The following is a 25,570-nucleotide window of genomic DNA, read 5'->3' as shown; positions in this document are numbered from 1 at the left end:
GGCATGTTGTCACGTCCTCCGAACAAGACCGAATCGGGCCGTCCCTTTGGCACATGCCAGATATTTCCGGGCCGAAGGGACGGCGCCCCGGCCCGGCGAGCCGTCAGCGCCCGTTGAACGCGTCCTTCAGCCGGCTGAACAGACCCTGCTGCCCCGGCTGGAACTGCCCCGTGGGCCGTTCCTCGCCACGCAGCTTCGCCAGCTCGCGCAGCAGCCGCTCCTGCTCGGGGTCGAGCTTGGTCGGGGTCGTCACCTCGACGTGGACGATCAGGTCGCCCCGGCCGCCGCCCCGCAGATGCGTGACACCGCGCCCGTGCAGCGGGATCGACTGCCCGGACTGGGTGCCCGGCCGGATGTCGACCTCCTCCATCCCGTCCAGCGTCTCCAGCGGCACCTTCGTACCGAGCGACGCCGCCGTCATCGGAATCGTCACCGTGCAGTGCAGGTCGTCGCCGCGCCGCTGGAACGTGGAGTGCGGCAGCTCGTGGATCTCGACGTACAGGTCGCCGGCCGGACCGCCACCGGGCCCGACCTCGCCCTCGCCGGCGAGCTGGATCCGGGTCCCGTTGTCGACACCGGCCGGGATCTTCACGGTCAGCGTCCGCCGCGACCGCACCCGCCCGTCACCGGCGCACTCCGGACACGGCGTCGGCACGACCGTACCGAAGCCCTGGCACTGCGGGCAGGGCCGCGAGGTCATGACCTGGCCCAGGAAGGACCGGGTCACCTGCGACACCTCGCCGCGACCGCGGCACATGTCACACGTCTGGGCGGAGGTGCCCGGCGCCGCGCCCTCACCGTTGCAGGTGTTGCAGACGATCGCCGTGTCGACCTGGATGTCCTTGGTCGTGCCGAAGGCCGCCTCGTCGAGCTCGACCTCGATCCGGATCATGGCGTCCTGGCCGCGCCGGGTGCGCGACCGCGGGCCGCGCTGCGACGCGGTACCGAAGAACGCGTCCATGATGTCCGAGAAGTTCCCGAAGCCACCGGCCCCGAAGCCGCCCGCGCCCGCGCCGCCGCTCTGCGAGAGCGGATCGCCGCCGAGGTCGTAGACCTGCTTCTTCTGCGGGTCCGAGAGCACCTCGTAGGCGGCGTTGATCTCCTTGAACCGCTCCTGGGTCTTCGGATCCGGGTTGACGTCCGGGTGCAGCTCGCGCGCGAGCCGACGGAAGGCCTTCTTGATCTCTTCCTGCGACGCGTCGCGGCGCACGCCGAGAACGGCGTAGTAGTCCGTGGCCACTTACGACTCCGCCAGGATCTGTCCGACGTACCGTGCCACCGCTCGTACCGCTCCCATCGTTCCCGGGTAATCCATGCGGGTCGGTCCGACCACGCCGAGTTTGGCGAGTGCCTCGCCGCCCGAACCGTAGCCGACCGACACCACGGACGTTGAGTTGAGTCCCTCGTAGGCGTTCTCGTGACCGATGCGTACGGTCATGCCCGAATCCCCCGCCTCGCCCATGAGCTTGAGGAGCACGACATGCTCCTCCAGGGCCTCCAGGACGGGCCGGATCATGAGGGGAAAGTCATGTCCGAAGCGGGTGAGATTGGCGGTGCCGCCGATCATCAGCCGCTCCTCGTTCTCCTCGACGAGCGTCTCCAGCAGAGTGGAGAGCACCGCCGAGACCGTACCGCGGTCCTCGGCCTCGAAGGCGTCCGGCAGGTCCTCCACCAGCCGGGGCACGTCCGAGAACCGGCGACCGGCGACCCGGCTGTTGAGCCGTGCCCGCAGATCCGCCAGCGACGACTCCCCGAAGGGCGCCGGGCAGTCGACCATCCGCTGCTCGACCCGCCCGGTGTCGGTGATCAGCACCAGCATCAGCCGGGCCGGCGCGAGCGCGAGCAGCTCCACGTGCCGCACGGTGGACCGAGTCAGCGACGGATACTGCACGACCGCGACCTGCCGCGTCAGCTGCGCCAGCAGCCGCACCGTCCGCGCGACGACGTCGTCGAGGTCGACGGCGCCGTCGAGGAAGTTCTGGATGGCCCGCCGCTCGGGCGCGCTCATCGGCTTCACACCGGCGAGCTTGTCGACGAACAGCCGGTAGCCCTTGTCGGTCGGGATCCGCCCGGCGCTGGTGTGCGGCTGGGCGATGTACCCCTCGTCCTCCAGGGCGGCCATGTCGTTGCGCACGGTCGCCGGGGAGACGCCGAGGTTGTGCCGCTCGGTCAGCGCCTTCGACCCCACCGGCTCCTCGGTGCCGACATAGTCCTGGACGATGGCGCGCAATACCTGAAGCCTGCGTTCACTCAGCATCCAGCGCCACACCTCCAGAAAGTCGTCCCCGCGGCCTTTCGGGTCTTTCGCCTGGCACTCTGCGAGCCCGAGTGCCAGCATCCCCGGCCCAGTGTACGGCCGTCGGGTACCGACTGGGCAAGGTCGGCGAGGACCCGGGGCGTTCTACCGCTAGCGTCGCGGTGTGACGGTGACTTGGGAAGAGCTGGGCTGGGAGCGGGTGGCCGAGGGGGTCGGCCGGTGCCGGCTGCCGGGCTGGGACTGCACGGCCGGGCTGGTCCTCGGGGCCGGGCCGGTCCTGATGGTGGACGCGGGGTCGAGCCTGGCGGAGGGCGCGAGGTTGCGCGGGGAGGCGCAGCGGCTGGCCGGGCGCCGTGTGACCCATCTCGCGCTCACCCATCCGCACTTCGACCACGTCTTCGGCACCCCGGCGTTCGCGGGCACGGACGTGTACGCGGCGGCGGGCGCGGAGGCCGTCCTCGCGCACGGCCGCGAGGCACTCCGCCTGGACGCGGTCCGCAACGGCCTGCCGGCCCCGGAGGCCGAGGAGGCGGCCGACGCGCTGCCCCTGCCCCGCCGTCCGGTCTCCGGCGAGTGGGCTCTCGACCTCGGCGACGGCCGCCGGGCCCTGCTGGCCGACGTGGGCCCCGGCCACACCCGCCACGACCTCGCCGTCCTCGTCCCCGGCGACCCGCCGGTGGTTTTCTGCGGCGACCTGGTGGAGGAATCCGGCGACCCCCAGGCCGGCCCCGACGCCGTACCGTCCCGCTGGCCGGCCGCCCTTGACCGGCTGCTCGCCCTCGGCGGCGACGACGCCCGGTACGTACCCGGTCACGGAGCGGTGGTGGACGCGGCCTTCGTACGACGGCAGCGCGACGCCCTGGCCGCTCGTTTCGGCGTGTCGTGACCACGCCGCCACCGCTTCTCCTATCGTCATCCGAATGCGCCAGTACTCCGCCGACCTGACCCCGCCGTGGAAGAAGCCGAAACCGGCACCGGAGGTGGCCGCCGAACCCGGCCTGGTCGTCGAGGAACCCGGCACCGGCTTCTGCGGCGCGGTGATCCGCTGCGAGGCGGGCACGGTGACGCTGGAGGACCGCTTCGGCAAACACCGCGTCTTCCCGCTGGAGCCCCGGGGCTTCCTCCTGGAGGGCCGGGTGGTCACCCTCGTACGCCCCGCCTCGGCCGGCCCCGTACGGCCCGCGCGCACCGCCTCCGGTTCGGTCGCCGTGCCCGGCGCACGCGCGCGCGTGGCCCGCGCCGGCCGCATCTACGTCGAGGGCCGCCACGACGCGGAACTGGTCGAGAAGGTCTGGGGCGACGACCTGCGCATCGAGGGCGTGGTCGTGGAGTACCTGGAGGGCGTGGACGACCTCCCGTCGATCGTGGCCGATTTCGCACCGGGCCCCGACGCGCGCCTCGGTGTCCTGGTGGACCACCTGCTCCCCGGCACCAAGGAGTGGCGCATCGCGCAGTCGGTCACCAGCGAACACGCCCTGGTGGTCGGCCACCCGTACATCGACATCTGGGAGGCGGTGAAGCCCGCCGCCCTGGGCATCGAGTCCTGGCCGCGCGTCCCGCACGGCCAGGACTGGAAGACGGGCGTGTGCCGCGCCCTGGGCTGGCCCTCGGACAACACGGGCGCGGTGTGGCAGGCGATCCTGGCCCGCGTGGGGTCCTACAAGGACCTGGAACCGGAGCTGCTGGGGCGGGTGGAGGAACTGATCGACTTCGTGACGGCTCCGTAGCCGGGCATCCTTCCCGCCCCCGGCCGCTCAGTCCACCAGGTCCCTTCCCGCCCCTGGCCGCTCAGTCCACCAGGTCCCTTCCCGCCCCCGGCCGCTCAGTCCACCAGGTCCCTGACCACCGCGTCCGCCAGCAGCCGCCCCCGCAGCGTCAGCACGGCCCGGCCGTCCTCGTACGGGCCGGTCTCCAGCAGCCCCTCCCCCAGCGCCCGCCGCGACGCCACCAGCCCCTGCTCCTTCAGCAGCGCCAGCGGCACCCCCTCCCGCAGCCGCAGCTCCAGCAGGATCCGCTCCACCCGGCGGTCCTCGTCGGTGAGGAGCTCACGCCCGGCCCCCGGCGACCGCCCCGACGCCAGCGCCGCCGCGTACGCCCCCGGGTGCTTGACGTTCCACCAGCGCACGCCGCCCACGTGCGCGTGCGCGCCCGGTCCCGCGCCCCACCAGTCGGCGCCCCGCCAGTACAGCTCGTTGTGCAGGCAGCGGGCGGCCTCGGAGGTGGCCCAGTTGGACACCTCGTACCAGTCGAACCCAGCCGCGGACAGCATCTCCTCGGCGATCAGATAGCGGTCCGCGTGGACGTCGTCGTCGGTCATCGGGACCTCGCCCCGGCGGATCCGGCGGGCCAGCTGGGTGCCCTCCTCGACGATCAGCGCGTACGCCGACACATGGTCCGGGCCGGCTCCGAGCGCCGCGTCCAGCGAGGCCCGCCAGTCGTCGTCGGACTCGCCCGGCGTGCCGTAGATCAGATCGAGGTTGACGTGCTCGAAGCCGGCCGCGCGGGCCTCCGCGACACACGCCTCGGGGCGCCCCGGGGTGTGGGTGCGGTCCAGGACGCGCAGCACATGCTGCCGGGCGCTCTGCATGCCGAAGGAGACCCGGTTGAAGCCGCCCTCGCGCAGGGCCGTCAGATACGCGGGGTCGACGGACTCCGGGTTCGCCTCCGTGGTGACCTCCGCGTCGGCGGCCAGACCGAACTCGTCGCGGATCGCGCCCAGCATCCGTACCAGATCACCGGCGGCCAGCAGCGTCGGCGTACCCCCACCCACGAACACCGTGCGGACCTCGCGCGGGTCGTCGCCGAGAACCTTGCGGGCCAGCCTGATCTCGTCGATCAGGGTGTCCGCGTAGTTGTCGCGGGAGGCGAGGACCCCACCGGTGCCGCGCAGCTCGGTCGCCGTGTACGTGTTGAAGTCGCAGTAGCCGCAGCGGGTCGCGCAGTAGGGGACGTGCAGATAGAACCCGAGGGGGCGGTCGGCGGCACCGGCCAGCGCGTGCGCCGGGAGCGCGCCGTCGTCGGGGACCGGTTCACCGTCGGGAAGTGCGGAAGGCATGTCCTCCATTGTCCCGTACGACGCCGGTTACTCCGCCTGCAGGACGAGCAGCGCCAGATCGTCCTCCGGCTGCCCGCCGCCGAACTCGTGCACGAGCCGCCTGATGCGCTCGGCGATCAGCTCGGCGCTCAGGCCCGTACAGCCCGCGAGCGCCCGCGCGAGCCCGTCGCCGTCGTCGAACTGCCGGGACCCCGAGCGGCGCTCGGTGACCCCGTCGGTCACGCACAGCAGGCTGTCGCCGGGCCCGAGCTCGATGGTCTCGCTGGTGTACGTCTCGTCCTCCACGACCCCGAGCAGGGTCTGCGGCCGGGCGGCGGTGCGGACCGCGCCGTCGGGGCCGAGGACCAGCGGCAGCGGATGCCCCGCGGAGGCGAGGGTGCAGCGGATGCCGCCCGCTTCGAGGGGGGTGAGTTCGCCGTAGAGGAGGGAGAGGAAACGGGTCTGGGGGCCGTCGCCGGGCGGCACGGCGCGGCCGCCGGCGGCGACCAGGGCGCGGGCGGCGGCGTCGGCGGCCTCGGTGGCGTCGTCGAGGAGGAGCTGGTTGAGCCGGTCGAGGACGTCGGCGACCCGGTACCCCTCCCGGGCGAGCAGCCGCAGCCAGGGCCGGGCCAGACCGATGACGACGGCGGCCTCGGGGCCCTTGCCCTGGACGTCGCCGATGGCGAAGCACCAGCGGCCGTCGCCGGCCGGGAAGAGGTCGTAGAAGTCACCGCTGGGGCCGCCCTTGTCGCAGGGCTCGTAGACCAGCGCGCTGCGCACGCCCGGGATCTCGGCGACCGCGCCGGGCAGCAGCCCGCGCTGGAGGACGGCGCTGATGGTGGCCTGGCGGGCGTACTGGCGGGCCGCGCCGATGGCGAGGGCGACCCGGCGGCCGAAGTCCTCGACCAGGCCGGTGATCTCGTCGGGGAAACCGGCCGGGCCGCAGCGTCCGATCACGAGCGTGCCGAGCGGACGGCCGCCCGCGATCAGCCGGTAGGAGAGCGCCGACCCGTGGGCGGCCTGCGGGCCGAGCGCCTCGCCGGGCCAGGGATACGGCTCGGGACCGGACCGTAACCCGTCCCTTGCGCACGGCGGGTCCTTCTCCAGGGCGCGGCGCAGCTCCTCGATGCGGTTCTCGCTGCCGTGCCAGACCCGGGCCAGCCGCGGCCCGCCCGCGCCGTTCGCGTCGCCCCAGCCGCCGGACCGCACCGTCGACTCGTCCTCCAGCCACACCGCGCACCAGTCGGCCAGCCGCGGCACGATCAGCTGGCCGGTGAGCGCGGCCACCAGGTTCTCGTCGAGCTGTCCCGCGAGCAGGTCGGAGGCCTCGGCGAGGAAGGACAGCGCGCCCCGGTCGAGCCAGTCCCGGTCCCGGTCGGGGCGATGAGGGTCGGGCGCGAGGATCTCGGCCACCTTCAGCTCCTGCGCGTCGGGGAGCGTGCCGCCGTGCCCGGTCAGGCGCGCCCACACCGTCTTCGCGCCGACGCGGTAGGTGACCCCCCAGGACTCGGCGAGCGAGGCGACCAGGCGCAGCCCGCGCCCGTACTCCGGGGTCTCGTACGGCGTCTCGCCCGGGTGGTCGCGGGGGGCGCGGGAGGGGTGGTGGTCGGTGACCTCGACGACGAACGCCGTCTCCTGCCGTGCCTCCTCCAGCCACCAGTCGACCTCGATGTCGGTGCCGGCGTGCACGACGGCGTTGGTGACGAGTTCGCTGACGACGACCATGGCGTCCTCGGCGACCCGCTGTCCCGGCTCCAGCAGGCCGCAGTCGGTCCACTCGTCGAGGCAGGCGCGCACCAGCGCGCGGGCGGAACCCGGCGCGAGGGGGCTCCCGGGGAGGGTCGCGCGCCCCTGCGCGTACGCGCCCGCGGTCTCGTGCGCGGGCGCCTCGTCGCGCGCAGGCGCCTCACGGACCCGGGAGACGGTCTCCCGTTGCGTGGGTATGGCCCCCATGTCGAGCTCCCCGAGCAGTTCGCACGAATACATCCCGATCGATGCGGACAGAGTGACAGACTGGCCGCGCCCATAAGCACCGAGTTACCGAAGTGGGCCGCCATGAGTGAGAACAGTGCTACGCGTGTGCTCGAAGACGGACAGAAACCGGAACAACTCCGAGCATCCGAACTGCGCCCTCTGCTCGCCGCGATGACCGCCGCCCGCGACGGCGACTTCACGAAAGTGCCGGAGACCGGGGAGGGGATCGTCGGCGAACTCACCGCGGTCTTCAACCAGATCATGGACCGCAGCGTTCACTTCAACACCGAGGTGCAACGCGTGAAACGCGAGCTGGTGCGCCACGGCCGCCTCGACGAACGGGTGTCGGCCAGCCCCGGCCAGGGCGCCTGGACGTCCCGGGTCAACGACGTCAACCAGGTACTCGACGCCCTGGTCGCCCCCGCGGCGAACGCCACCCGCGTCCTGGACGCGGTGGCTGGCGGCGATCTGACCCAACGCGTCGATCTGCACGACGGCAGCCGCCAGTTGCGCGGGGACCTGCGCAGACTGGGCCGCGCCGTGAACAAGATGGTCGACCAGCTGTCCCTGTTCACCGGCGAGGTGACCCGGGTCGCGCGCGAGGTCGGCACCGAGGGGCGGCTCGGCGGCCGGGCCAAGGTGCAGCGCCTGTCCGGCAGCTGGCGGGACGTGACCGAGGCCGTCAACACCATGGCGTCCCGGCTGACCGCCCAGGTCCGCGACATCGCCCTGGTGACGACGGCGGTGGCCCGGGGCGACCTGACCCGCACGGTGACCGTCGAGGCGACCGGTGAACTGCTGGAACTGAAGCTCACCGTCAACACCATGGTCGACCAGCTGTCCGCGTTCGCCGACGAGGTGACGAGGGTCGCGCGCGAGGTCGGCACGGAGGGCCAGCTGGGCGGCCGGGCCCAGGTGCGGGGCGTCTCCGGCGTCTGGAAGGACCTCACCGACAACGTCAACTTCATGGCGTCGAACCTGACCTCGCAGGTCCGCAACATCGCCCAGGTGACGACAGCCGTCGCCAACGGCGACCTCTCGCAGAAGATCACGGTCGACGCCAAGGGCGAGATTCTTGAACTGAAGTCGACGATCAACACGATGGTCGACCAGCTGTCGGCGTTCGCCGACGAAGTCACCCGCGTCGCCCGCGAAGTCGGCACCGAAGGAAACCTCGGCGGCCGGGCACAGGTCAGAGGCGTGTCCGGGGTCTGGAAAGACCTCACCGACAACGTCAACTTCATGGCGGACAACCTGACGTCGCAGGTCCGCAACATCGCGCTCGTCTCCACGGCCGTCGCCCAGGGCGACCTCGGCAAGAAGATCACCGTGGAGGCGAAAGGCGAGATCCTCGAACTGAAATCAACCATCAACACGATGGTCGACCAGCTGTCGGCGTTCGCCGACGAAGTCACCCGCGTCGCCCGCGAAGTCGGCACCGAAGGAAACCTCGGCGGTCAGGCACAGGTCAGAGGCGTGTCCGGGGTCTGGAAAGACCTCACCGACAACGTCAACTTCATGGCGCTGAACCTGACCTCCCAGGTCCGCAACATCGCCCAGGTGACGACGGCCGTCGCCAACGGCGACCTCTCCAAGAAAATCACCGTCGACGCACGCGGCGAGATCCTCGAACTGAAGGACACCGTCAACACGATGGTGGAACAACTGCGGGCCTTCGCCGACGAGGTGACCCGCGTGGCCCGCGAGGTCGGCACCGACGGCCGGCTGGGCGGCCGCGCCCAGGTGCTCGGCGTCTCCGGCGTCTGGCGAGACCTGACCGACAACGTGAACTACATGGCCGACAACCTCACCTCACAGGTGCGCAACATCGCCCAGGTGGCGACGGCCGTGGCGCAAGGCGATCTGTCGAAGAAGATCGACGTGGACGCGCGCGGCGAGATCCTCGAACTGAAGACGACGATCAACACGATGGTCGACACCCTGTCGTCGTTCTCCTCCGAGGTGACCCGCGTGGCCCGCGAGGTGGGCTCCGAAGGGCAACTGGGCGGCCAGGCGCGCGTGGAGGGCGTGTACGGCACCTGGAAGCGCCTGACGACCAACGTGAACGAACTCGCCCTCAACCTCACCACCCAGGTCCGCGCGATCGCCGAGGTCGCCTCGGCCGTGGCACAGGGCGACATGTCCCGGTCGATCACCGTGGAGACGCAGGGCGAGGTCGCCGAGCTGAAGGACAACATCAACCTGATGGTCGCCAACCTGCGTGAGACGACCCGCGCGAAGGACTGGCTGGAGTCCAACCTGGCCCGGCTCGCCGCGCTGATGCAGGGTCACCGGGACCTGATGGAGGTCGCCGACCTGATCCTGCGCGAACTGACCCCGCTGGTGAACGCCCAGTACGGCGCGTTCTTCCTGGCCGACCCCGACGAGGACGGCGCCGCCGTGCGGACGGCCGTACCGGCGAAGGGCCTGGCGTTCATCGCCGGCTACGGCTCGGCACAGGGCGCGATCGTCGAGACCGGCGGCCTGCCGGTGCACGGCCTGGTCCGCCAGGCGGCCCGCGAGAAGACGCGGATCCTCGTCGAGGAGGCACCACCGGACTACATCAAGATCAACAGTGGCCTCGGCGAAGCGGCGCCGACGACGATCGTCATCATCCCGATCCTCTTCGAGGACAAACTCCTCGGCGTGATCGAACTGGCCTCCTTCTCCCGCTTCTCGGACGTCCACCTGGCCTTCTTCGACCAGTTCGTCAACACCATCGGCGTGGCCATCAACACGATCATCGCCAACTCCCGCACGGAGTCCCTGCTCGGCGAGTCGCAACGGCTGGCGATGCAGCTCCAGGAACGTTCGGACGAACTTCAGAAACAACAGGCGGAACTACAGCGCTCCAACGCGGAACTGGAGGAGAAAGCCGCCCTCCTGGCGACTTCTTCCCAGTACAAGTCGGAGTTCCTGGCCAACATGTCCCACGAACTGCGCACTCCGCTGAACTCCTTGTTGATTCTGGCCCGACTGCTGTCCGACAACCCGGACGGCCGTCTCTCGGACCAGGAGGTCCAGTTCGCGACGACGATCCACCGCTCGGGCTCCGACCTCCTCCAGCTCATCAACGACATCCTGGATCTGTCGAAGATCGAGGCCGGCCGGATGGACGTACGCCCCAAACGCCTCCCCCTGATCAAACTGCTCGACTACGTCCACGCGACCTTCCGCCCGCTGACCCTGGACCGGGGTCTGGCCTTCGAGGTGGCGGTCGGCGAGGAGGTACCGCGCGAGATGTACTCCGACGAACAGCGCCTCCAGCAGATCCTGCGCAACCTGCTCTCCAACGCGATCAAGTTCACCGCCAAGGGACGGGTGGAACTGCGGGTCTCCCGGGTGAAGGACCCCGACCAGCACTACGTCCACGGCAGCGACGAGGTGATCGCCTTCGAGGTGACGGACACCGGCATCGGGATCGCCGCCGAAAAAATCCCGGTGATCTTCGAGGCGTTCCAGCAGGCCGACGGCACCACGAACCGCAAGTACGGCGGCACCGGCCTCGGCCTGTCCATCAGCCGCGAGATCGCGGGCCTGCTCGGCGGCCGTATCGTCGCGGCGAGCGAACAGGGCAGGGGCTCCACGTTCACGCTGTACGTCCCGGTCGTCAGCCCCGGCCACACGGCGGCGGGCCCCACCCCCGAGGACCACACCCTGCCGCTCCCCGACCCCGCCAGGCCCGGCGCCCCCGACACCGACGACTCCTGGCCGGCGCCGGCCAAGCTGGAGGCCTGGCAGTCCGGCCGCGCCGGCCAGATCCTGCCCGGCCGGCGTGTCCTGATCATCGACGACGACATCCGCAACGTGTTCGCGCTCACCCACGTCCTGGGCCGCGTCGGCATGCCCGTGCTCTACGCGGAGAACGGCCGGGAGGGCATCGAGACCCTCGAACGCAACCAGGACGTCGAACTGGTCCTGATGGACATCATGATGCCGGAGATGGACGGCTACGAGACCATCGCGGCCATCCGCCGCGCTCCTCGCTGGACCGGCCTGCCGATCGTCGCGCTGACGGCGAAGGTGATGCCCGGCGACCGGGAGAAGTCCATCGCGCGCGGCGCCAACGACTACGTACCCAAACCCGTGGACGTCGACCGGCTGCTCACCGTCGTCTGCGCACTCCTGGACCCCGACGGCACGGAAAGCGACGAGACCGCCGACAAGGAACGGACGGGCGATGATCACTGACGAGCGGGCCGGCATCCTCCTGGTCGACGACATGGAGGACAACCTGATCGCACTGGAGGCCGTACTGGGATCGCTGAACGAGCCGATAGTGCGCGCGCGTTCCGGCGAGGAGGCGATGAAGGCCCTGCTGCGCCGCCGCTTCGCCGTGGTCCTCCTCGACATCCGCATGCCGGGCATGGACGGCTTCGAAACAGCCGCGAACATCAAACGCCTCGACCAGACCAAGGACGTCCCGATCATCTTCCTGACAGGAGCGGAGGAGGACGCCGGGTACGCCTTCCGCGGTTACGCGACGGGCGCGGCGGACTATCTGACCAAGCCCTTCGATCCGTGGGTGCTGCGGGCGAAGGTCAACGTGTTTTTGGAGCTGCACCGGAAGAACCAGCAGCTGCAGTCACTGCTGGCACGCGAACAGGCGGATCTCGGCGAACTGAGCAAGCGATTGGAGGGCTTGGAGGATCGGCTGTCGGAGGAGCCTCTCGACGTGGCGACGCTGAAGGAAGAAGCCAGGCAGCTGCGGCGACTGTTGAGCAAGGCTGAGCGGTCCCGCTAGGGGGCGCGGGGAACTGCGCGAACAGCTCCCACGCACCCGCGCCCGACAACAGACCCGCCGCCTAGGCCTCCCGGGTCCCCGAGTACATCTCGTCGATCAGGTGCTTGTAGCCACGTTCCACAACCGGCCTCTTCACCTTCAGGCTCGGCGTGATCTCCCCGTGCTCCACATCCAGATCCCGGGGCAGCAGCCGGAACTTCTTGATGGTCTGCCACCGCTGCAGCCCCTCGTTGAGCTGCTTGACGTAACCGTCGACCATCTCGACGGTCGCCGGCGCGGCCACCACCTCGGCGTAGGACTTGCCCTCCAGGCCGTTCTCCTTGGCCCATTCCAGGATCGCGACCTCGTCGAGGGCGATCAGGGCCGTGCAGAAGTTACGGTCGGCGCCGTGCACGAGGATGTTGGAGACGTACGGGCAGACCGCCTTGAACTGTCCCTCGACCTCGGCGGGCGCGATGTACTTGCCGCCGGACGTCTTGATGAGGTCCTTCTTACGGTCGGTGATCCGCAGATAGCCGTCGGGGGACAGCTCACCGATGTCCCCGGTGTGGAACCAGCCGTCGGCCTCCAGGACCTCCGCCGTCTTCTCGGGCAGTCCGTGGTAGCCCTGCATGATGCCGGGGCCGCGGAGCAGGATCTCCCCGTCGTCGGCGATCCGTACCTCGCAGCCGGGCAGCGGCTTGCCGACCGTACCGGTGCGGTAGGCCTCACCGGGGTTCACGAAGGACGCGGCGGAGGACTCCGTCAGACCGTAGCCCTCGAGGATGTGCACACCGGCGCCGGCGAAGAAGTAGCCGATCTCGGGGGCCAGCGCGGCGGACCCGGAGACACAGGCCCGCAGCCGCCCGCCGAAGGCCTCCCGCAGCTTGGAGTAGACGAGCCCGTCGGCGACCTTGTGCTTGGCGGTGAGCCCGAAGGGCGCGGTCGCGGAGCCGGTGCGGCGGAAGTTGTCCTGGGTGACCTTGGCGTACTCGCGGGCGACGTCGGCCGCCCACTGGAAGATCTTGTACTTGGCCGCGCCACCGGCACGGGCCTTCGCGGCGACACCGTTGTAGACCTTCTCGAAGATGCGCGGTACGGCGGCCATGTACGTCGGCTGCACGATCGGCAGGTTCTCGATGATCTTGTCGACGCGGCCGTCGACGGCGGTGACATGGCCGACCTCGATCTGCCCGGAGGTGAGCACCTTGCCGAAGACATGGGCCAGCGGCAGCCAGAGGTACTGCACGTCGTCGGCGCTGATCAGTCCGGTCGCGGCGATCGCCTTCGCCATGTACGACCAGTTGTCCTGCGGCAGCCGTACGCCCTTGGGGCGGCCGGTGGTGCCGGAGGTGTAGATGAGCGTGGCGAGCTGGTCCTTGGTGATCGCGCCGACCCGCTCCTTGATCAGCTCGGGGTGCTTCTCCAGGTACTTGGCGCCGCGCTCCTCCAGCTCGGCGAGGGTGATGACCCAGTCGCCCGTCTCCACGCCGGCCGGGTCGATGACGACGACCTGGGTGAGTTCGGGCAGCTCGGCGCGCTTCTCGACGGCCTTGGCGACCTGTGCCGCGTCCTCCGCGATCAGCACCCGGCTGCCGGAGTCGGAGAGGATGAACGCCGACTCCTCGGCATTGGTCTGCGGATAGACGGTCGTGGTGGCCGCTCCGGCGCACAGGATGCCGAGGTCGGCGAGGATCCACTCGACGCGGGTGGAGGCGGCGAGGGCGACCCGCTGCTCGGGCTGGATGCCGAGTTCGATGAGACCGGCCGCGATCGCGTAGACGCGCTCGGCCGCCCGCCCCCAGCTCAGCGACTTCCAGTCGTCCGGGCCCTGACCGGAGGCGGCGGGCACCGGGTACCGGTAGGCCTCGGCGTCCGGTGTGGCCGCCACGCGCTCCAGGAAGAGGGCCGCCACGGACGGCGGACGGTTCTCGATCAGTGTCTGCGTGTCGCTCACGACATCCTCCGGGGGCCCGCGACGGTGCGGCTGGCTCAGTGCGGCTGGGTTTACTCACGGTGCGGTTCGCACTACTTGTTTAACTCGCGAGTAACTATCGAGCAGGGATCAGAGTAAGCCGCGACCGGCCTGTACGTAAGGGGCATCGGCCTGTCTGTTTCCCCGCATGTTCCACACAGAGCGACCCTACGCACGCGTAGGGGTCCGCCGCACTTTCGTACGGCGGACCCCCGTTGTACCCGTTTTGCGGCCGTCGCCGATTGTTACCGACGGTTACTTCTTGCTCTTGGTCGATCCCGCGCTGTCATCACTGCTGAGGACGGCGATGAAGGCCTCCTGCGGAACCTCCACGGAACCCACCATCTTCATCCGCTTCTTGCCTTCCTTCTGCTTCTCCAGCAGCTTGCGCTTACGGGAGATGTCACCGCCGTAGCACTTGGCGAGGACGTCCTTGCGGATGGCGCGGATGGTTTCGCGGGCGATCACCCGGGAGCCGATGGCGGCCTGGATGGGCACCTCGAAGGCCTGCCTGGGGATGAGCTCGCGCAGCTTGGCGACGAGCCGCACCCCGTACGCGTACGCCGCGTCCTTGTGCGTGATCGCCGAGAAGGCGTCCACCTTGTCGCCGTGCAGCAGGATGTCGACCTTGACCAGGCTGGACGTCTGCTCGCCGGTGGGCTCGTAGTCCAGCGACGCGTAACCACGCGTCTTCGACTTCAGCTGGTCGAAGAAGTCGAAGACGATCTCCGCGAGCGGAAGCGTGTACCGGATCTCGACGCGGTCCTCGGACAGGTAGTCCATGCCGAGCAGGGTGCCGCGCCGGGTCTGGCACAGCTCCATGATCGAGCCGATGAACTCGCTGGGCGCCAGGATGGTGGCGCGCACGACCGGCTCGTACACCTCGCCGATCTTCCCCTCGGGGAACTCGCTCGGGTTGGTGACCGTGTGCTCGCTGCCGTCCTCCATGACGACGCGGTAGACCACGTTCGGGGCGGTCGCGATCAGGTCGAGCCCGAACTCGCGCTCCAGCCGCTCCCGGATCACGTCCAGGTGCAGCAGGCCGAGGAAGCCGACACGGAAACCGAAGCCGAGGGCGGCGGAGGTCTCCGGCTCGTAGACGAGCGCGGCGTCGTTGAGCTGCAGTTTGTCGAGGGCCTCGCGCAGCTCGGGGTAGTCGGAGCCGTCCAGCGGATACAGACCGGAGAAGACCATCGGCTTCGGGTCCTTGTAGCCGCCGAGCGCCTCCGTGGCGCCCTTGTGCTGGCTGGTGACGGTGTCACCGACCTTGGACTGCCGGACGTCCTTCACACCGGTGATCAGATAGCCCACCTCGCCGACGCCGAGGCCGTCGGCGCCCAGCATCTCGGGCGAGTTCGTGCCGATCTCCAGCAGCTCGTGGGTGGCGCCGGTCGACATCATCTTGATGCGCTCGCGCTTGTTGAGCTGGCCGTCGATGACACGGACGTAGGTGACGACACCGCGGTAGGAGTCGTAGACCGAGTCGAAGATCATCGCGCGGGCGGGCGCGTCGGCGACGCCGACCGGCGCCGGGATCTCCTTGACGACCTTGTTCAGCAGGGCGTCGACGCCGAGGCCGGTCTTGGCGGAGACCCGCAGCACGTCGTCCGGCTCGCAGCCGACCAGGTTCGCCAGTTCCTCGGCGAACTTCTCCGGCTGGGCGGCCGGCAGGTCGATCTTGTTGAGCACGGGGATGATCGTGAGGTCGTTCTCCATCGCCAGGTAGAGGTTGGCGAGGGTCTGCGCCTCGATGCCCTGGGCGGCGTCGACGAGGAGGACGGTCCCCTCGCAGGCCGCCAGCGACCGCGAGACCTCGTAGGTGAAGTCGACGTGCCCCGGGGTGTCGATCATGTTGAGGATGTGCGTGCTGCCCTGGTCGGGGCCCTCGGTCGGGGCCCAGGGCAGACGCACCGCCTGGGACTTGATCGTGATGCCGCGCTCGCGCTCGATGTCCATCCGGTCGAGGTACTGAGCACGCATCTGCCGCTGCTCGACCACACCGGTCAGCTGGAGCATCCGGTCGGCGAGCGTGGACTTGCCGTGGTCGATGTGCGCGATGATGCAGAAATTGCGGATCAGCGCCGGGTCGGTACGGCTCGGCTCGGGCACATTGTTAGGGGTCGCGGGCACGCAGGGTCCTGTCTCTTGAGGCGCCTTATGCCTCGGGTCGGATCGATACGTAGCCTCCATGGTCCCATGACGGGGGACCGGGGACCGGTTTGGGCGGTTCCCCGCCCCGCTGCTAGTCTGGGCAGCTGTGTCTCATGCCCTCTCAGCGCGAGGCACGTCTTCGAGAAATCATCGGTACGGGATCTGCACGGTCCCGCACCAGAACCTGAAAAGGCTCTTTCGTGGCGAACATCAAGTCCCAGATCAAGCGGATCAAGACCAACGAGAAGGCTCGGCAGCGCAACAAGGCCGTCAAGTCCTCCCTGAAGACCGCGATCCGCAAGGCCCGTGAGGCCGCTGCCGCGGGTGACGTCGAGAAGGCCACCGAGTACCAGCGCGCTGCCGCGCGTCAGCTCGACAAGGCCGTCTCCAAGGGCGTCATCCACAAGAACCAGGCCGCCAACAAGAAGTCGGCGCTCGCTTCCAAGGTCGCGTCCCTCCAGGGCTGACACTTGATACGACGCCGGAAGGACCCGGGCGGGCCCTCTCTCATCCGCCCCCGACCGGCCCCCAGAGCCTGTTCGCGGCCTGCGTTCGCCACGCGGGAACGGGCTCGAAAAGCTTGAAACCGAAGCCCCGGCACTTCGCCCTTCCCCAGGGCGGACGCCGGGGCTTTCGGTATTTCCGAGCCCTCTTGGCGGTACGCCCGGCTTATTGGCCCCGGCCTCGCGACCGCGCCGCCCGCGCGATGGTCACCACGGCCTTCTCCAGGGCGTACTCGGGATCGTCCCCGCCGCCCTTGACCCCCGCGTCGGCCTCGGCGACGGCCCGCAGCGCCACCGCCACCCCGTCGGGCGTCCAGCCCCGCATCTGCTGCCGTACCCGGTCGATCTTCCACGGCGGCATCCCGAGCTCCCGGGCGAGATCGGCGGGCCGCCCGCCCCGCGCGCCCGACAGCTTCCCGATCGCCCGCACCCCCTGCGCGAGCGCACTCGTGATCAGCACCGGGGCGACCCCGGTCGCCAGCGACCAGCGCAACGCCTCCAGCGCCTCCGCCGTACGTCCTTCCACGGCCCGGTCGGCGACGGTGAAGCTCGACGCCTCGGCCCGCCCGGTGTAGTACCGCCCGACGACGGCCTCGTCGATGGTGCCCTCGACGTCGGCGGCGAGCTGGGTCACGGCGGAGGCCAGCTCACGCAGATCGCTGCCGATGGCGTCGACGAGCGCCTGGCAGGCCTCGGGGGTGGCGGAGCGGCCCAGCGCCCGGAACTCGCTGCGCGTGAACGCGAGCCGGTCCGCCGGCTTGGTCATCTTCGGGCAGGCGACCTCCCGCGCCCCCGCCTTGCGCGCCGCGTCCAGCAGCCCCTTGCCCTTGGCGCCGCCCGCGTGCAGCAGCACCAGCGTGATCTCCTCGGCGGGCGCCCCGAGGTACGCCTTCACGTCCTTGACCGTGTCGGCGGACAGATCCTGCGCGTTACGTACGACGACGACCTTGCGCTCAGCGAAGAGCGACGGGCTGGTCAGCTCGGCGAGCGTGCCGGGCTGCAACTGGTCCGGGGTCAGATCCCGTACGTCCGTGTCGGCGTCGGCGGCCCGGGCGGCGGCCACCACCTGCTGCACGGCACGGTCGAGCAGCAGCTCCTCCTGCCCCACGGCAAGCGTCAGCGGGGCGAGCGGATCGTCATCAGCAGTCTTCTTTGCCATCACGCCAAGCATCCCACGGCCCACTGACAACGCGGTTGCGCCGCCTGCCGACGCAGGCCAGGGCCGTCGTACCGCCGAGCCGGCAAGGGTGGACGCGGCGCCGCCGCGCACCCGCTACGGCTCCTCCCGCCATCCCTCCCACTCGCCCGCGAACTCGTCCAGCTCCGCCGGGTCCAGCCGTCCCTCCGCGTCCCGCAGCAGCACCAGCCACTGTGCGTCCTCGGCGTCGTCCTCACCCGCCAGCGCGTCCCGCACCAGCCGCGGCTCCTCACCGATCCCGAAGCGCTCCCCGAGCACCTCGGCGGCTTCCTCCGCCGCGTCCCGGTCCGGCAGCACCAGCACATGTCTCACATCGCTCACGGCACCATTCTCCGGTACCGCCACCGGCCGCGACGAGCCGGAGCGGGCGGGAGCGACCGGCTCAGCCCTTGGGCACGAGCTGCACGTCGAGGTCGACGCGGATACTCGGCCCGACGACCGCGATCCCGCGCGCCAGCATCGTCTGCCAGCTCACGGTGAAGTCGTCCCGGTGCAGTTCGGTCGAGGCCCGGCAGGCCGCCCGCACCTCGCCCTCCATGCCGTTGCCGAGCCCGAGGTACTCCGTGTCGAGGGTGACCGTCCGGGTCACGCCGTGCAGGGACAACGCCCCGGTGACGGCCCACCTGGTGCCGCCCCGGTGCGCGAACCGGTCGCCGTAGAACTCCAGCGTCGGAAACCGCAGCACGTCCAGGAAGTCCGCCGACCGCAGATGGTCGTCCCGCATCCGCACGCCGGTGTCGATGGTCGCGGCGTCGATCACGACGTGCAGGGCGGACCGCTCCATCGGTTCGGCGATCCGTACCGCGCCCGCGAACGAGTTGAACCGCCCGTGGATCCGGGCCAGTCCGATGTGCCGGGCGGTGAACGCGATCGAGGAATGCGTCGGCTCGATCTCCCAGTCCCCGGGCGCCGGCAGCTCCGGCGGCTGGGCGACCTGGAGGGTCACTTCACCGAGCGAGGCGAGGCAGTTCTCGCCGACCCGCACGGTGGCCCGGTACGGCGTGAACCCCTCGGCGGACACCGCGAGCCGGTACTCCCCGGCCGGCACGGTCGTCATGAACGACCCGTAGGGATCCGCGCCCCCACTGACCACCGTGCGCCCCGTGGTGTCGCTGACCGCGAACTCGGCGTTCGTCACCGGCTCGTCGACCGGGTCGAGCACCCGGCAGCTCAGCACCCCGGCGTCGGGCGGAGTCCGCACCGCCGCGAGGGGACTCGTCCGCTGCACCCGGTTCGTTCGGTTTGCCCTCAAGCCGCCGAACATCCACGCCACCCCTGTACGCCTCGCCACCGTCCGTTACCGAAGAAGCATTCGATCACTGATGCGGCTTTCGGGGCAACACGGGCCCACATCGCGGGAATCCAGCGGATGTGACGGAACTACCCATGAGTAGCATGCTAAGCGCCGGTGGTGACGTGTTCTGCCGTGACGCCCGACTTAGCCATTGCGGTTGACGCTCCCCGGAGTTCGCACAACGGGCACACGGTCCAGCTCGATCCCGAACCGCTCCCGGTAGACCCGCAGCACCTCCTCGTCGCGCTCCAACTCCCGTACCTCACGCGCCCCGTCCGCCGCCGTCAGCGTCAGCGTCCGCCCGCCGAGCGTGATCCGACCGCCGTCCTCGGTGACCCGGGAGCACACCAGCGACTGCGTGAAATGGGACGACGGCGAGGTGCTGTGCCACCACGCTCCGGCCGTGAAGTCCCCGAGCACCCGCGGCCGGACCTCCAGCCGGTACTGCGGCTTCCCGTCCCGCAGCACGTCCAGGTCCCCGGCCACGGCACCCGGTTCTCCCCCAGCCCCCGCCGCGTCCGGCCCGGCCCCGGTGATCCGGAACCTGCCGCCCGGATCCGCCTGCTCACCCCGCTCCGCGAACTCCAGCGGGTAGTGGCTGTGCGCCCCGAACCCGACGTCGGCGAGCCACTCGCCGCCGTCCACCGTCCCGACGCGCAGCGCGAGATGGTCGTACGGGATCCCGAGCCGCCCCTCGTCCCCGTACACCCGCCCCGCCAGCAGCGTCACCCGGAAACCGAGCGCGGTCAGCAACGCCGAGAACGCGCCGTTGAGTTCGTAGCAGAACCCGCCCCGGCCCGCGCCCACCATCTTGTCCACCAGCCGCTCCTCCGCCAGCACGATCTCCTCGCCGAGGTGGATCGACAGGTTCTCGAAGGGCACGGCCCGCAGATGCCTCAGATGCAGATCCCGCAGGGCCTCGGCGGTGGGCCGGGCCGGGCGGGCGGCCCCGAGCCGGTGGAGGTAGGCGTCGGTCTGCATGCTGTTCACCGCGTTCATGCCCTCAGTCTCGCGCCACTGCCAGCTCCCCCGCCTCCCGTCCCGTACGGCCGCCGGTCACGGCGAGCGCTCCGTCCCGGTCGGTCCGCAGCACCACCGCCCCCGCGGCCCTCAGCCGCGCCACCGTGTCGGGCGCCGGATGCCCGTACGGGTTGTCCGACCCGCACGAGATGAGCGCCACCCGGGGTGCCACCAGCCGCAGCAGCTGCGGATCCTGATACGCGGACCCGTGATGGGCCACTTTCAGAACATCCACCCGGCCCAGTCCGGCGGCCGCCGGTGATCTCAGCAGCTCCTGCTGGGCCGGGGGTTCGAGGTCTCCGAGCAGCAGCATCCGCAGTCCGGCCGAACGGACCAACAGGGCGACACTGGCGTCGTTCGGCCCGTCGGGTTCCGGTGCCGGATCCGGGGGCGGCCACAGCACCCGCCAGTCCAGCCCGCCGGTGGTGCGCCGCTCCCCGGCGACCGCGTGCGTGAGGGGGATCCGGTGCTCGGCCGCCTCCCTGCGTACGAACTCGGCCTGTTCCGCAGGTTCCTCGAACCCGGTCGTCTCGATCTGCGCCACCGTCCGCCCACGCAGCACCCCGGGCAGCCCACCGACGTGGTCGGCGTGGAAGTGGGTCAGGACGACCAGCGGGACGCGGGTGATGCCGAGTTCCCGCAGGCAGTGGTCGACCAGTGCCGGATCGGGCCCGGCGTCGACCACCACGCCCGTGCCGGCGCCCGCCGCGAGCACCGTCGCGTCGCCCTGCCCGACGTCGCACATGGCAAGCCGCCAGCCGGGCGGCGGCCAGCCCGTGATCACCCGGGTCAGCGGCGCCGGCCGCACCACCAGCAACATGAGCAGCACCCCGAGCGCCCCGCACCACCACGGATGCCGCAGCAACCGCCGCCCCAGCGGTACGACGACCACCGTGACCCCGGCCAGCAACAGCGCCCCCGCCCAGCTCCCGGGCCAGTCCACGCCCGCACCCGGCAACGCGGCCCCGGTCCGGGCGATCCCCGCGATCCACCCGGCCGGCCAGCCCGCGCACCAGGCCAGCGCCTTGGCCAAGGGCATCGCCACCGGGGCCGCCGCGAGCGCCGCGAATCCCAGCACCGTGGCCGGCGCGACCGCGATCTCGGCCAGCAGATTGCACGGCACCGCCACCAGACTCACCCGCGCCGACAGCACCACGACCACCGGCGCGCACACCGCCTGCGCGGCGGCGGCCGCGCCCAGGCCCTCGGCCAGCCGCTCCGGCACCCCGCGCCGCCGCAACGCCTCGCTCCAGCCGGGCGCCAGCACCAGCAGCGCCCCGGTGGCCAGCACCGACAGCAGGAAGCCGTAACTGCGTGCCAGCCACGGGTCGTACAGCACCAGCAGCAGAACCGCCGTCGCCAGTGCCGGGAGCAGGGACCTGCGACGGCCGGTCGCCAGGGCGAGCAGGGCGACGGCTCCGCAGGCCGCGGCCCGCAGCACGCTGGGGTCCGGCCGGCACACGACGACGAATCCGAGGGTGAGTGCCGACGCGAACAGCGCCGTCGATCTCAGCGACAGCCCCAGGCGCGGGGCGAGGCCGCGCCGCTCGACCTGCTGGGCCAGTCCCGGCGGTCCGATGAGCAGGGCGAGCAGGATGGTGAGGTTGCTGCCCGACACCGCGAGGGTGTGCGCGAGATCGGTCTGCTCGAAGGCCTCGTCCAGTTCGGGGGTGATCCGCGAGGTGTCCCCGACGACCAGCCCGGGCAGCAGCGCCCGCGCGTCTTCGGGCAGCCCCTCGGTCGCCTCCCGCAGCCCGGCCCGCAACCGCCCGGCCAGCCGCTGCGGCCCACTGGGCTCGCCCACCACCACCGGCGCCGGACGCTCCCGCACCCGCAGCATCGCCGCGGTCCGGTCCCCGCCGGCCGTCGCCGGTGCCAGCCGCCCGCTCACCCGCAGCCGCGTGGAGGGCAGCAGCCCGAGCCACTCCGCGCGGCCACCGCCACCCGGCGCCCGCACTCCGGGGTCGACGGCCATCAGCACCGGTGACCTCGTCGTCACCGCCGTCCCCTCGCCGCTCTCCACCCGCCGTACCTCGCCCCGCACCAGCACGGCGACCGGAGTGGCATGGTCACCCCGCACGCGCGGCCTGCTGACCCACGGATCGCCCGTGAGCTCCACCTCCGCGGTCACGGTCGCGTAGGCGCGGGCCAGCCCGGGCACCGGTCCCCGGCGCACGTCCGCCCCGTGCAGCCCCGCGGAGGCGGCGGCCCCGGCGACACAGAGGAGCAGAGCACCGACGGAGGTGTTCCGCCAAGTCGGCCCGGAGGCCGGGGGGTTGCTGGTCACTGTGCCGGGCCGGCGGCTCGCCCGGCTCCGCCACAGCAGGATCAGTCCGGCGACCAGGCAGACGCCGGCGGTCCCGGCCGTCCACCCCGGCGGCGCGTCCAGGGTCAGCGCCGCGGTCGCCCAGGCGGCCAGCGCGGGCGGCACCAGCCGCAGGTCGGCCGCGGTGTCCTGCCGGGGGTGCGCGGTCCCGAGCCTGCCCGAGCCGGCGTGCACGGCCCGGCGTACGGTCACGGATCCCGGCGGCGCTCCGTCGCTCGCACGGCTCATGGCCGGACCAGATCCCGCAGGTCGGAGAAGCGGCGGTCACCGATGCCCTTGACCTGGCGGAGTTCGTCGACCGAGCGGAAACCGACGTGCTCGGTCCGGTAGTCGACGATGTGCTGGGCCAGTACCGGGCCGACCCCGGGCAGGGCGTCGAGCTGCTCCACGGTCGCCGTGTTCAGGGAGACCGGGGCGGCCGGGCCCGTTCCCGTCGCGGCACCGCCTGTCACCTGGCCCGGGGCGGCCGGCGGGGCAGGGCCCCCGACCACGATCTGTTCGCCGTCCACCAGGAAACGGGCGCGGTTGAGTCCGCCGGTGTCCGTACCGGGCCGCACCCCGCCCGCCGCCCGTAGCGCGTCGGTCACCCGGGACCCGGCCGGCAGGGAGTGGACCCCCGGCTCACGCACCTTCCCGGTGACGTCCACGACGACCTCGCCGCCGGGCCCCGCCGGCCCGGCGGGCGCCGCGGCGGTACCGGTGCCCGCGGCCGGAACCTTCTCCTCACTCTTCTCGTACGGTGCCTCGGCGCGCACCGCCTCCGGTGCGCTCACCGGCTCGGTCCGGCCCGTCCAGAAGTGCTGTACGGCCAGGGCCGTGGCCACGACGAGGACCACCCCGAGGGCGACGGCGCCCCGGCGTTCCAGCCCGCAGCGGGTCTGCAGCCACACCGGCATCCGCTCCCGCACGGCGAGCCCGACGCGGGCCCGCAGTTTGGGGAGCGCCGGTTCGCGCAGGGCCGTGCCCTCGTCGGCGAGCGCACGGGCCGAGGACATCACGGCCGCCGCCGTGGACAGTACGGCCGCTGCGGTGCGCACCCCGGACGCGGCGGTGCGCAGCCCGGAGGTGGTCGCGGTCAGTCCGGCCGCCGTACCGGTACCGGTCACCGTTCCCGCGTGCGGGGGTCCGTGTCCCGGCTCCGGCCTGGTGACTCCCCGTTCGCCGAAGAGGAGCTCCGCCCGGCGGCGCAGTTCTTCCGCCGGGGCCGGGCGGTGCCGGGTGCGGACCCGGACCGGGGACCGGCGGTGCCGGGTCCGGCCGTCGGAGGTGGGGCCCCGGCCCGGGCCACTGGTCGCATGTGTCTCGTGTGAGCGTGATCGAAGTGCCATGCGACGAGGATGGGGCTTCCCGCCGATTCACGATGATCTTGCTCAAGTTCCGTGGATCACGGCCCGGTTGTGGATAACTTCGCCACCCGCACGGGTGAGAGCGGCGAGGCGGCCGCCCTCTGATCCACAGGTCACCGCAGTGAGACGACCGCACCGAGCAGCCCGGGTCCGGTGTGCGCGCCGATCACCGCACCGACCTCGCTCACATGCAGCTCGGCCAGCCCCGGCACCCGCGCCCGCAGCCGGTCGGCGAGGGCCGCGGCCCGGTCGGGGGCCGCGAGATGGTGGACGGCGATGTCCACCTCGGCGCCGCCCGCACGCTCGGCGGCGAGCTCCTCGAGGCGGGCGATGGCCCGGGACGCGGTCCGTACCTTCTCAAGCAGTTCGATCCGGCCGCCGTCCAGCTGGAGCAGGGGCTTCACGGCGAGTGCGGAACCCAGCAGCGCCTGCGCCGCGCCGATGCGGCCGCCACGGCGCAGATAGTCGAGGGTGTCGACGTAGAAGTACGCCGAGGTGCCGGCGGCGCGTTTCTCCGCCGCGGTGACGGCCTCGTCGGCGGTGCCGCCCGCCTCGGCGGCCTCGGCCGCCGCGAGCGCGCAGAAGCCCAGCGCCATCGCGACCATCCCGGTGTCCACCACCCGCACCGGGACGGATGCCTCGCGAGCCGCGACGACCGCCGCGTCGTAGGTACCCGACAGTTCCGCGGACAGGTGGAGCGAGACGATGCCGGTGGCACCGGACTCGGCGACCTTGCGGTACGTTTCCGCGAACACCTCGGGGCTGGGCCGGGACGTGGTGACGGAGCGCCGCTTCTGCAGAGCCTGGGCCAGGGAACGGGTCGAGATCTCGGTGCCCTCTTCGAGCGCCCGGTTGCCGAGGACCACGGTCAGGGGAACCGCGGTGATGCCGTGGCGCTCCATCGTCCGCGGCGGCAGGTAGGCCGTTGAATCGGTGACGATCGCGACATGGCGGGACATGAGCTGGAGGTTACCTGGCGTAGCCCAGGGGCGGCAGCCCACCCCCGCCCGCCCCGACCAGGACCGGCCGTGTCAAGTGGTGCTCTCCGGCCGGGGCTTCTTCTGCCAGGGGTAGGCCTGACGTCGCCCGGGCGGGGTGATAGCGGGCTGCGCCGGCTCCTCGGCCGCGGCGGACCGGGGTGCCTCGGGCCAGGTCTGGCGGTCGCCCTGGCCGACGGCGGCATCGGGCCACGGCGGGGTTTCGGGTGCGGGGGCGGGACGGGTCCAGTGCCGCAGGGCGTCCGCCTCGACGCCGATCTGCGTGCTCAAGGTGTCCAGATCGTCGTCGGCGAACCGGTGGGCCCGGTCACGCACCGCCCACCGCAACGCGTCCGCGGACTCGGTGACGCGTGTGGTGCGCCGGCGCAGTTCGGGCAGCCGGGCGGCGAGCGTGGCCCGGTCCGGCTCGGACTCCAGGCGCCTGAGCTCGCCGTCCAGTTCTTGCCCGTGCACACTGAGCCGCTGGAAGAGACCGAGGGACTCCTTCAGCGACTCGTCCTCGGCGGCGCCGGCGTGCAGCGCGTCCTGGGTGGCCCGCATAGAGGTGCGCAGGGTGAGCCGCAGCTGGGCGATCTCGGCCGCCGGGCCGATCTGGACCATGGACTTGGCGCGCAGCGTGTGGTCCTCGACCGTACGCCGGGCCTGCGTGATCGTACGGTCCACACCGCGTTTGGCGGCGCCGACCGCCTTGAACGTGAGATATGCCCCGCCCGCGACGAAGAGCAGGAAGAGCACGGCGAATACGGCGATCACTGTTTCCACGGTGCTCCT

19 protein-coding genes are annotated in these 25,570 nt (G+C 71.4%); 5 read left to right on the top strand and 14 right to left on the bottom strand.

Features of this window, described 5'->3' with window-relative positions:
- Positions 1-103: 103 nt before the first annotated feature.
- Positions 104-1,240, bottom strand: a complete 1,137-nt coding sequence (gene dnaJ, locus ABZ642_RS17545; protein WP_351691315.1) for a molecular chaperone DnaJ — start codon at positions 1,238-1,240, stop codon at positions 104-106.
- On the bottom strand, positions 1,241-2,257 hold the full coding sequence (hrcA, locus tag ABZ642_RS17540) for a heat-inducible transcriptional repressor HrcA (protein WP_360484040.1): 1,017 nt from the start codon (positions 2,255-2,257) through the stop codon (positions 1,241-1,243).
- Positions 2,258-2,420: 163 nt separating this feature from the next.
- Here hrcA and ABZ642_RS17535 point away from each other — a divergent pair, with 163 nt between their 5' ends.
- Both ABZ642_RS17535 and ABZ642_RS17530 read left to right on the top strand, forming a co-directional pair.
- The gene (locus ABZ642_RS17535) at positions 2,421-3,143 is read left to right on the top strand and encodes an MBL fold metallo-hydrolase (protein ID WP_360484037.1); all 723 of its coding nucleotides are present in this window, start codon (positions 2,421-2,423) and stop codon (positions 3,141-3,143) included.
- Positions 3,144-3,177: 34 nt separating this feature from the next.
- Positions 3,178-3,984 carry a DUF3097 domain-containing protein gene (locus ABZ642_RS17530; protein ID WP_360484034.1) on the top strand — a complete coding sequence of 269 codons (807 nt, stop codon included), beginning with the start codon at positions 3,178-3,180 and terminating at the stop codon, positions 3,982-3,984.
- Positions 3,985-4,079: 95 nt separating this feature from the next.
- Here ABZ642_RS17530 and hemW read toward each other — a convergent pair whose 3' ends face one another.
- On the bottom strand, positions 4,080-5,312 hold the full coding sequence (gene hemW / locus ABZ642_RS17525) for a radical SAM family heme chaperone HemW (protein WP_360484031.1): 1,233 nt from the start codon (positions 5,310-5,312) through the stop codon (positions 4,080-4,082).
- Between the two features lie 27 nt (positions 5,313-5,339).
- Positions 5,340-7,244 carry a SpoIIE family protein phosphatase gene (locus ABZ642_RS17520; RefSeq protein ID WP_360484028.1) on the bottom strand — a complete coding sequence of 635 codons (1,905 nt, stop codon included), beginning with the start codon at positions 7,242-7,244 and terminating at the stop codon, positions 5,340-5,342.
- Positions 7,245-7,346: 102 nt separating this feature from the next.
- Between ABZ642_RS17520 and ABZ642_RS17515 the strand changes: the two genes are divergently transcribed.
- Together ABZ642_RS17515 and ABZ642_RS17510 are read left to right on the top strand one after the other, a co-directional pair.
- On the top strand, positions 7,347-11,456 hold the full coding sequence (locus ABZ642_RS17515) for a HAMP domain-containing protein (protein WP_360484025.1): 4,110 nt from the start codon (positions 7,347-7,349) through the stop codon (positions 11,454-11,456).
- Positions 11,446-12,009 carry a response regulator gene (locus tag ABZ642_RS17510; protein ID WP_360484022.1) on the top strand — a complete coding sequence of 188 codons (564 nt, stop codon included), beginning with the start codon at positions 11,446-11,448 and terminating at the stop codon, positions 12,007-12,009. Before ABZ642_RS17515 ends, ABZ642_RS17510 begins: the two co-directional genes overlap by 11 nt.
- 61 nt (positions 12,010-12,070) lie before the next feature.
- On the opposite strand, the gene ABZ642_RS17505 is transcribed toward ABZ642_RS17510, so the two are convergent.
- Both ABZ642_RS17505 and lepA read right to left on the bottom strand, forming a co-directional pair.
- On the bottom strand, positions 12,071-13,945 hold the full coding sequence (locus tag ABZ642_RS17505) for an AMP-dependent synthetase/ligase (protein ID WP_360484019.1): 1,875 nt from the start codon (positions 13,943-13,945) through the stop codon (positions 12,071-12,073).
- Positions 13,946-14,218: 273 nt separating this feature from the next.
- Entirely contained in the window at positions 14,219-16,093 is a 1,875-nt protein-coding gene (gene lepA, locus ABZ642_RS17500) for a translation elongation factor 4 (protein ID WP_360484016.1), read from the bottom strand.
- 221 nt (positions 16,094-16,314) lie between these two features.
- On the opposite strand from lepA, the gene rpsT reads away from it, so the two are divergent.
- The gene (gene rpsT, locus ABZ642_RS17495; protein ID WP_360484013.1) at positions 16,315-16,581 is read left to right on the top strand and encodes a 30S ribosomal protein S20; all 267 of its coding nucleotides are present in this window, start codon (positions 16,315-16,317) and stop codon (positions 16,579-16,581) included.
- Between the two features lie 202 nt (positions 16,582-16,783).
- Here the strand turns inward: rpsT and holA are convergent, their stop codons facing one another.
- The 8 genes from holA to ABZ642_RS17455 form a co-directional block, all read right to left on the bottom strand.
- Positions 16,784-17,776: a DNA polymerase III subunit delta gene (gene holA, locus ABZ642_RS17490; protein ID WP_360484010.1), complete on the bottom strand. Its 993-nt coding sequence runs from the start codon at positions 17,774-17,776 to the stop codon at positions 16,784-16,786.
- A 114-nt stretch (positions 17,777-17,890) separates the two neighbouring features.
- Positions 17,891-18,136: a hypothetical protein gene (locus ABZ642_RS17485; RefSeq protein ID WP_360484007.1), complete on the bottom strand. Its 246-nt coding sequence runs from the start codon at positions 18,134-18,136 to the stop codon at positions 17,891-17,893.
- 61 nt (positions 18,137-18,197) lie between these two features.
- Positions 18,198-19,079: a YceI family protein gene (locus ABZ642_RS17480; protein WP_360484004.1), complete on the bottom strand. Its 882-nt coding sequence runs from the start codon at positions 19,077-19,079 to the stop codon at positions 18,198-18,200.
- Positions 19,080-19,253: 174 nt separating this feature from the next.
- Complete coding sequence (locus tag ABZ642_RS17475; protein ID WP_360484371.1) at positions 19,254-20,099, bottom strand: arylamine N-acetyltransferase; 846 nt, start codon at positions 20,097-20,099, stop codon at positions 19,254-19,256.
- A gap of 13 nt (positions 20,100-20,112) precedes the next feature.
- Complete coding sequence (locus ABZ642_RS17470) at positions 20,113-22,683, bottom strand: ComEC/Rec2 family competence protein (RefSeq protein ID WP_360484001.1); 2,571 nt, start codon at positions 22,681-22,683, stop codon at positions 20,113-20,115.
- Complete coding sequence (locus ABZ642_RS17465; protein WP_360483998.1) at positions 22,680-23,783, bottom strand: ComEA family DNA-binding protein; 1,104 nt, start codon at positions 23,781-23,783, stop codon at positions 22,680-22,682. The genes ABZ642_RS17470 and ABZ642_RS17465 overlap by 4 nt, the downstream gene beginning before the upstream one ends.
- Before the next feature lie 131 nt (positions 23,784-23,914).
- Positions 23,915-24,760, bottom strand: coding sequence for a DegV family protein (locus ABZ642_RS17460; protein ID WP_360483995.1), 846 nt, complete (start codon positions 24,758-24,760; stop codon positions 23,915-23,917).
- A 72-nt stretch (positions 24,761-24,832) separates the two neighbouring features.
- Complete coding sequence (locus ABZ642_RS17455; RefSeq protein ID WP_360483992.1) at positions 24,833-25,561, bottom strand: hypothetical protein; 729 nt, start codon at positions 25,559-25,561, stop codon at positions 24,833-24,835.
- Positions 25,562-25,570: the final 9 nt, after the last annotated feature.

Origin of the sequence: Streptomyces sp. NPDC007157 (genome assembly GCF_040634235.1) — a bacterium.
Taxonomy (GTDB): Bacteria; Actinomycetota; Actinomycetes; order Streptomycetales; family Streptomycetaceae; genus Streptomyces.
Note: the sequence above shows the minus strand (reverse complement) of the source record. Positions and strands in the feature narration are given on the sequence as shown.

What these genes read in the sequence shown, in the direction of transcription:
- ABZ642_RS17520 (WP_360484028.1), bottom strand. Translation starts at nt 7,244, where the DNA reads ATGGGGGCCATACCCACGCAACGGGAGACCGTCTCCCGGGTCCGTGAG.
- ABZ642_RS17480 (WP_360484004.1), bottom strand. Translation starts at nt 19,079, where the DNA reads ATGTTCGGCGGCTTGAGGGCAAACCGAACGAACCGGGTGCAGCGGACG.
- ABZ642_RS17530 (WP_360484034.1), top strand. Translation starts at nt 3,178, where the DNA reads ATGCGCCAGTACTCCGCCGACCTGACCCCGCCGTGGAAGAAGCCGAAA.
- hemW (WP_360484031.1), bottom strand. Translation starts at nt 5,312, where the DNA reads ATGCCTTCCGCACTTCCCGACGGTGAACCGGTCCCCGACGACGGCGCG.
- hrcA (WP_360484040.1), bottom strand. Translation starts at nt 2,257, where the DNA reads ATGCTGAGTGAACGCAGGCTTCAGGTATTGCGCGCCATCGTCCAGGAC.
- ABZ642_RS17460 (WP_360483995.1), bottom strand. Translation starts at nt 24,760, where the DNA reads ATGTCCCGCCATGTCGCGATCGTCACCGATTCAACGGCCTACCTGCCG.
- ABZ642_RS17465 (WP_360483998.1), bottom strand. Translation starts at nt 23,783, where the DNA reads ATGGCACTTCGATCACGCTCACACGAGACACATGCGACCAGTGGCCCG.
- ABZ642_RS17510 (WP_360484022.1), top strand. Translation starts at nt 11,446, where the DNA reads ATGATCACTGACGAGCGGGCCGGCATCCTCCTGGTCGACGACATGGAG.
- ABZ642_RS17515 (WP_360484025.1), top strand. Translation starts at nt 7,347, where the DNA reads ATGAGTGAGAACAGTGCTACGCGTGTGCTCGAAGACGGACAGAAACCG.
- holA (WP_360484010.1), bottom strand. Translation starts at nt 17,776, where the DNA reads ATGGCAAAGAAGACTGCTGATGACGATCCGCTCGCCCCGCTGACGCTT.
- ABZ642_RS17470 (WP_360484001.1), bottom strand. Translation starts at nt 22,683, where the DNA reads ATGAGCCGTGCGAGCGACGGAGCGCCGCCGGGATCCGTGACCGTACGC.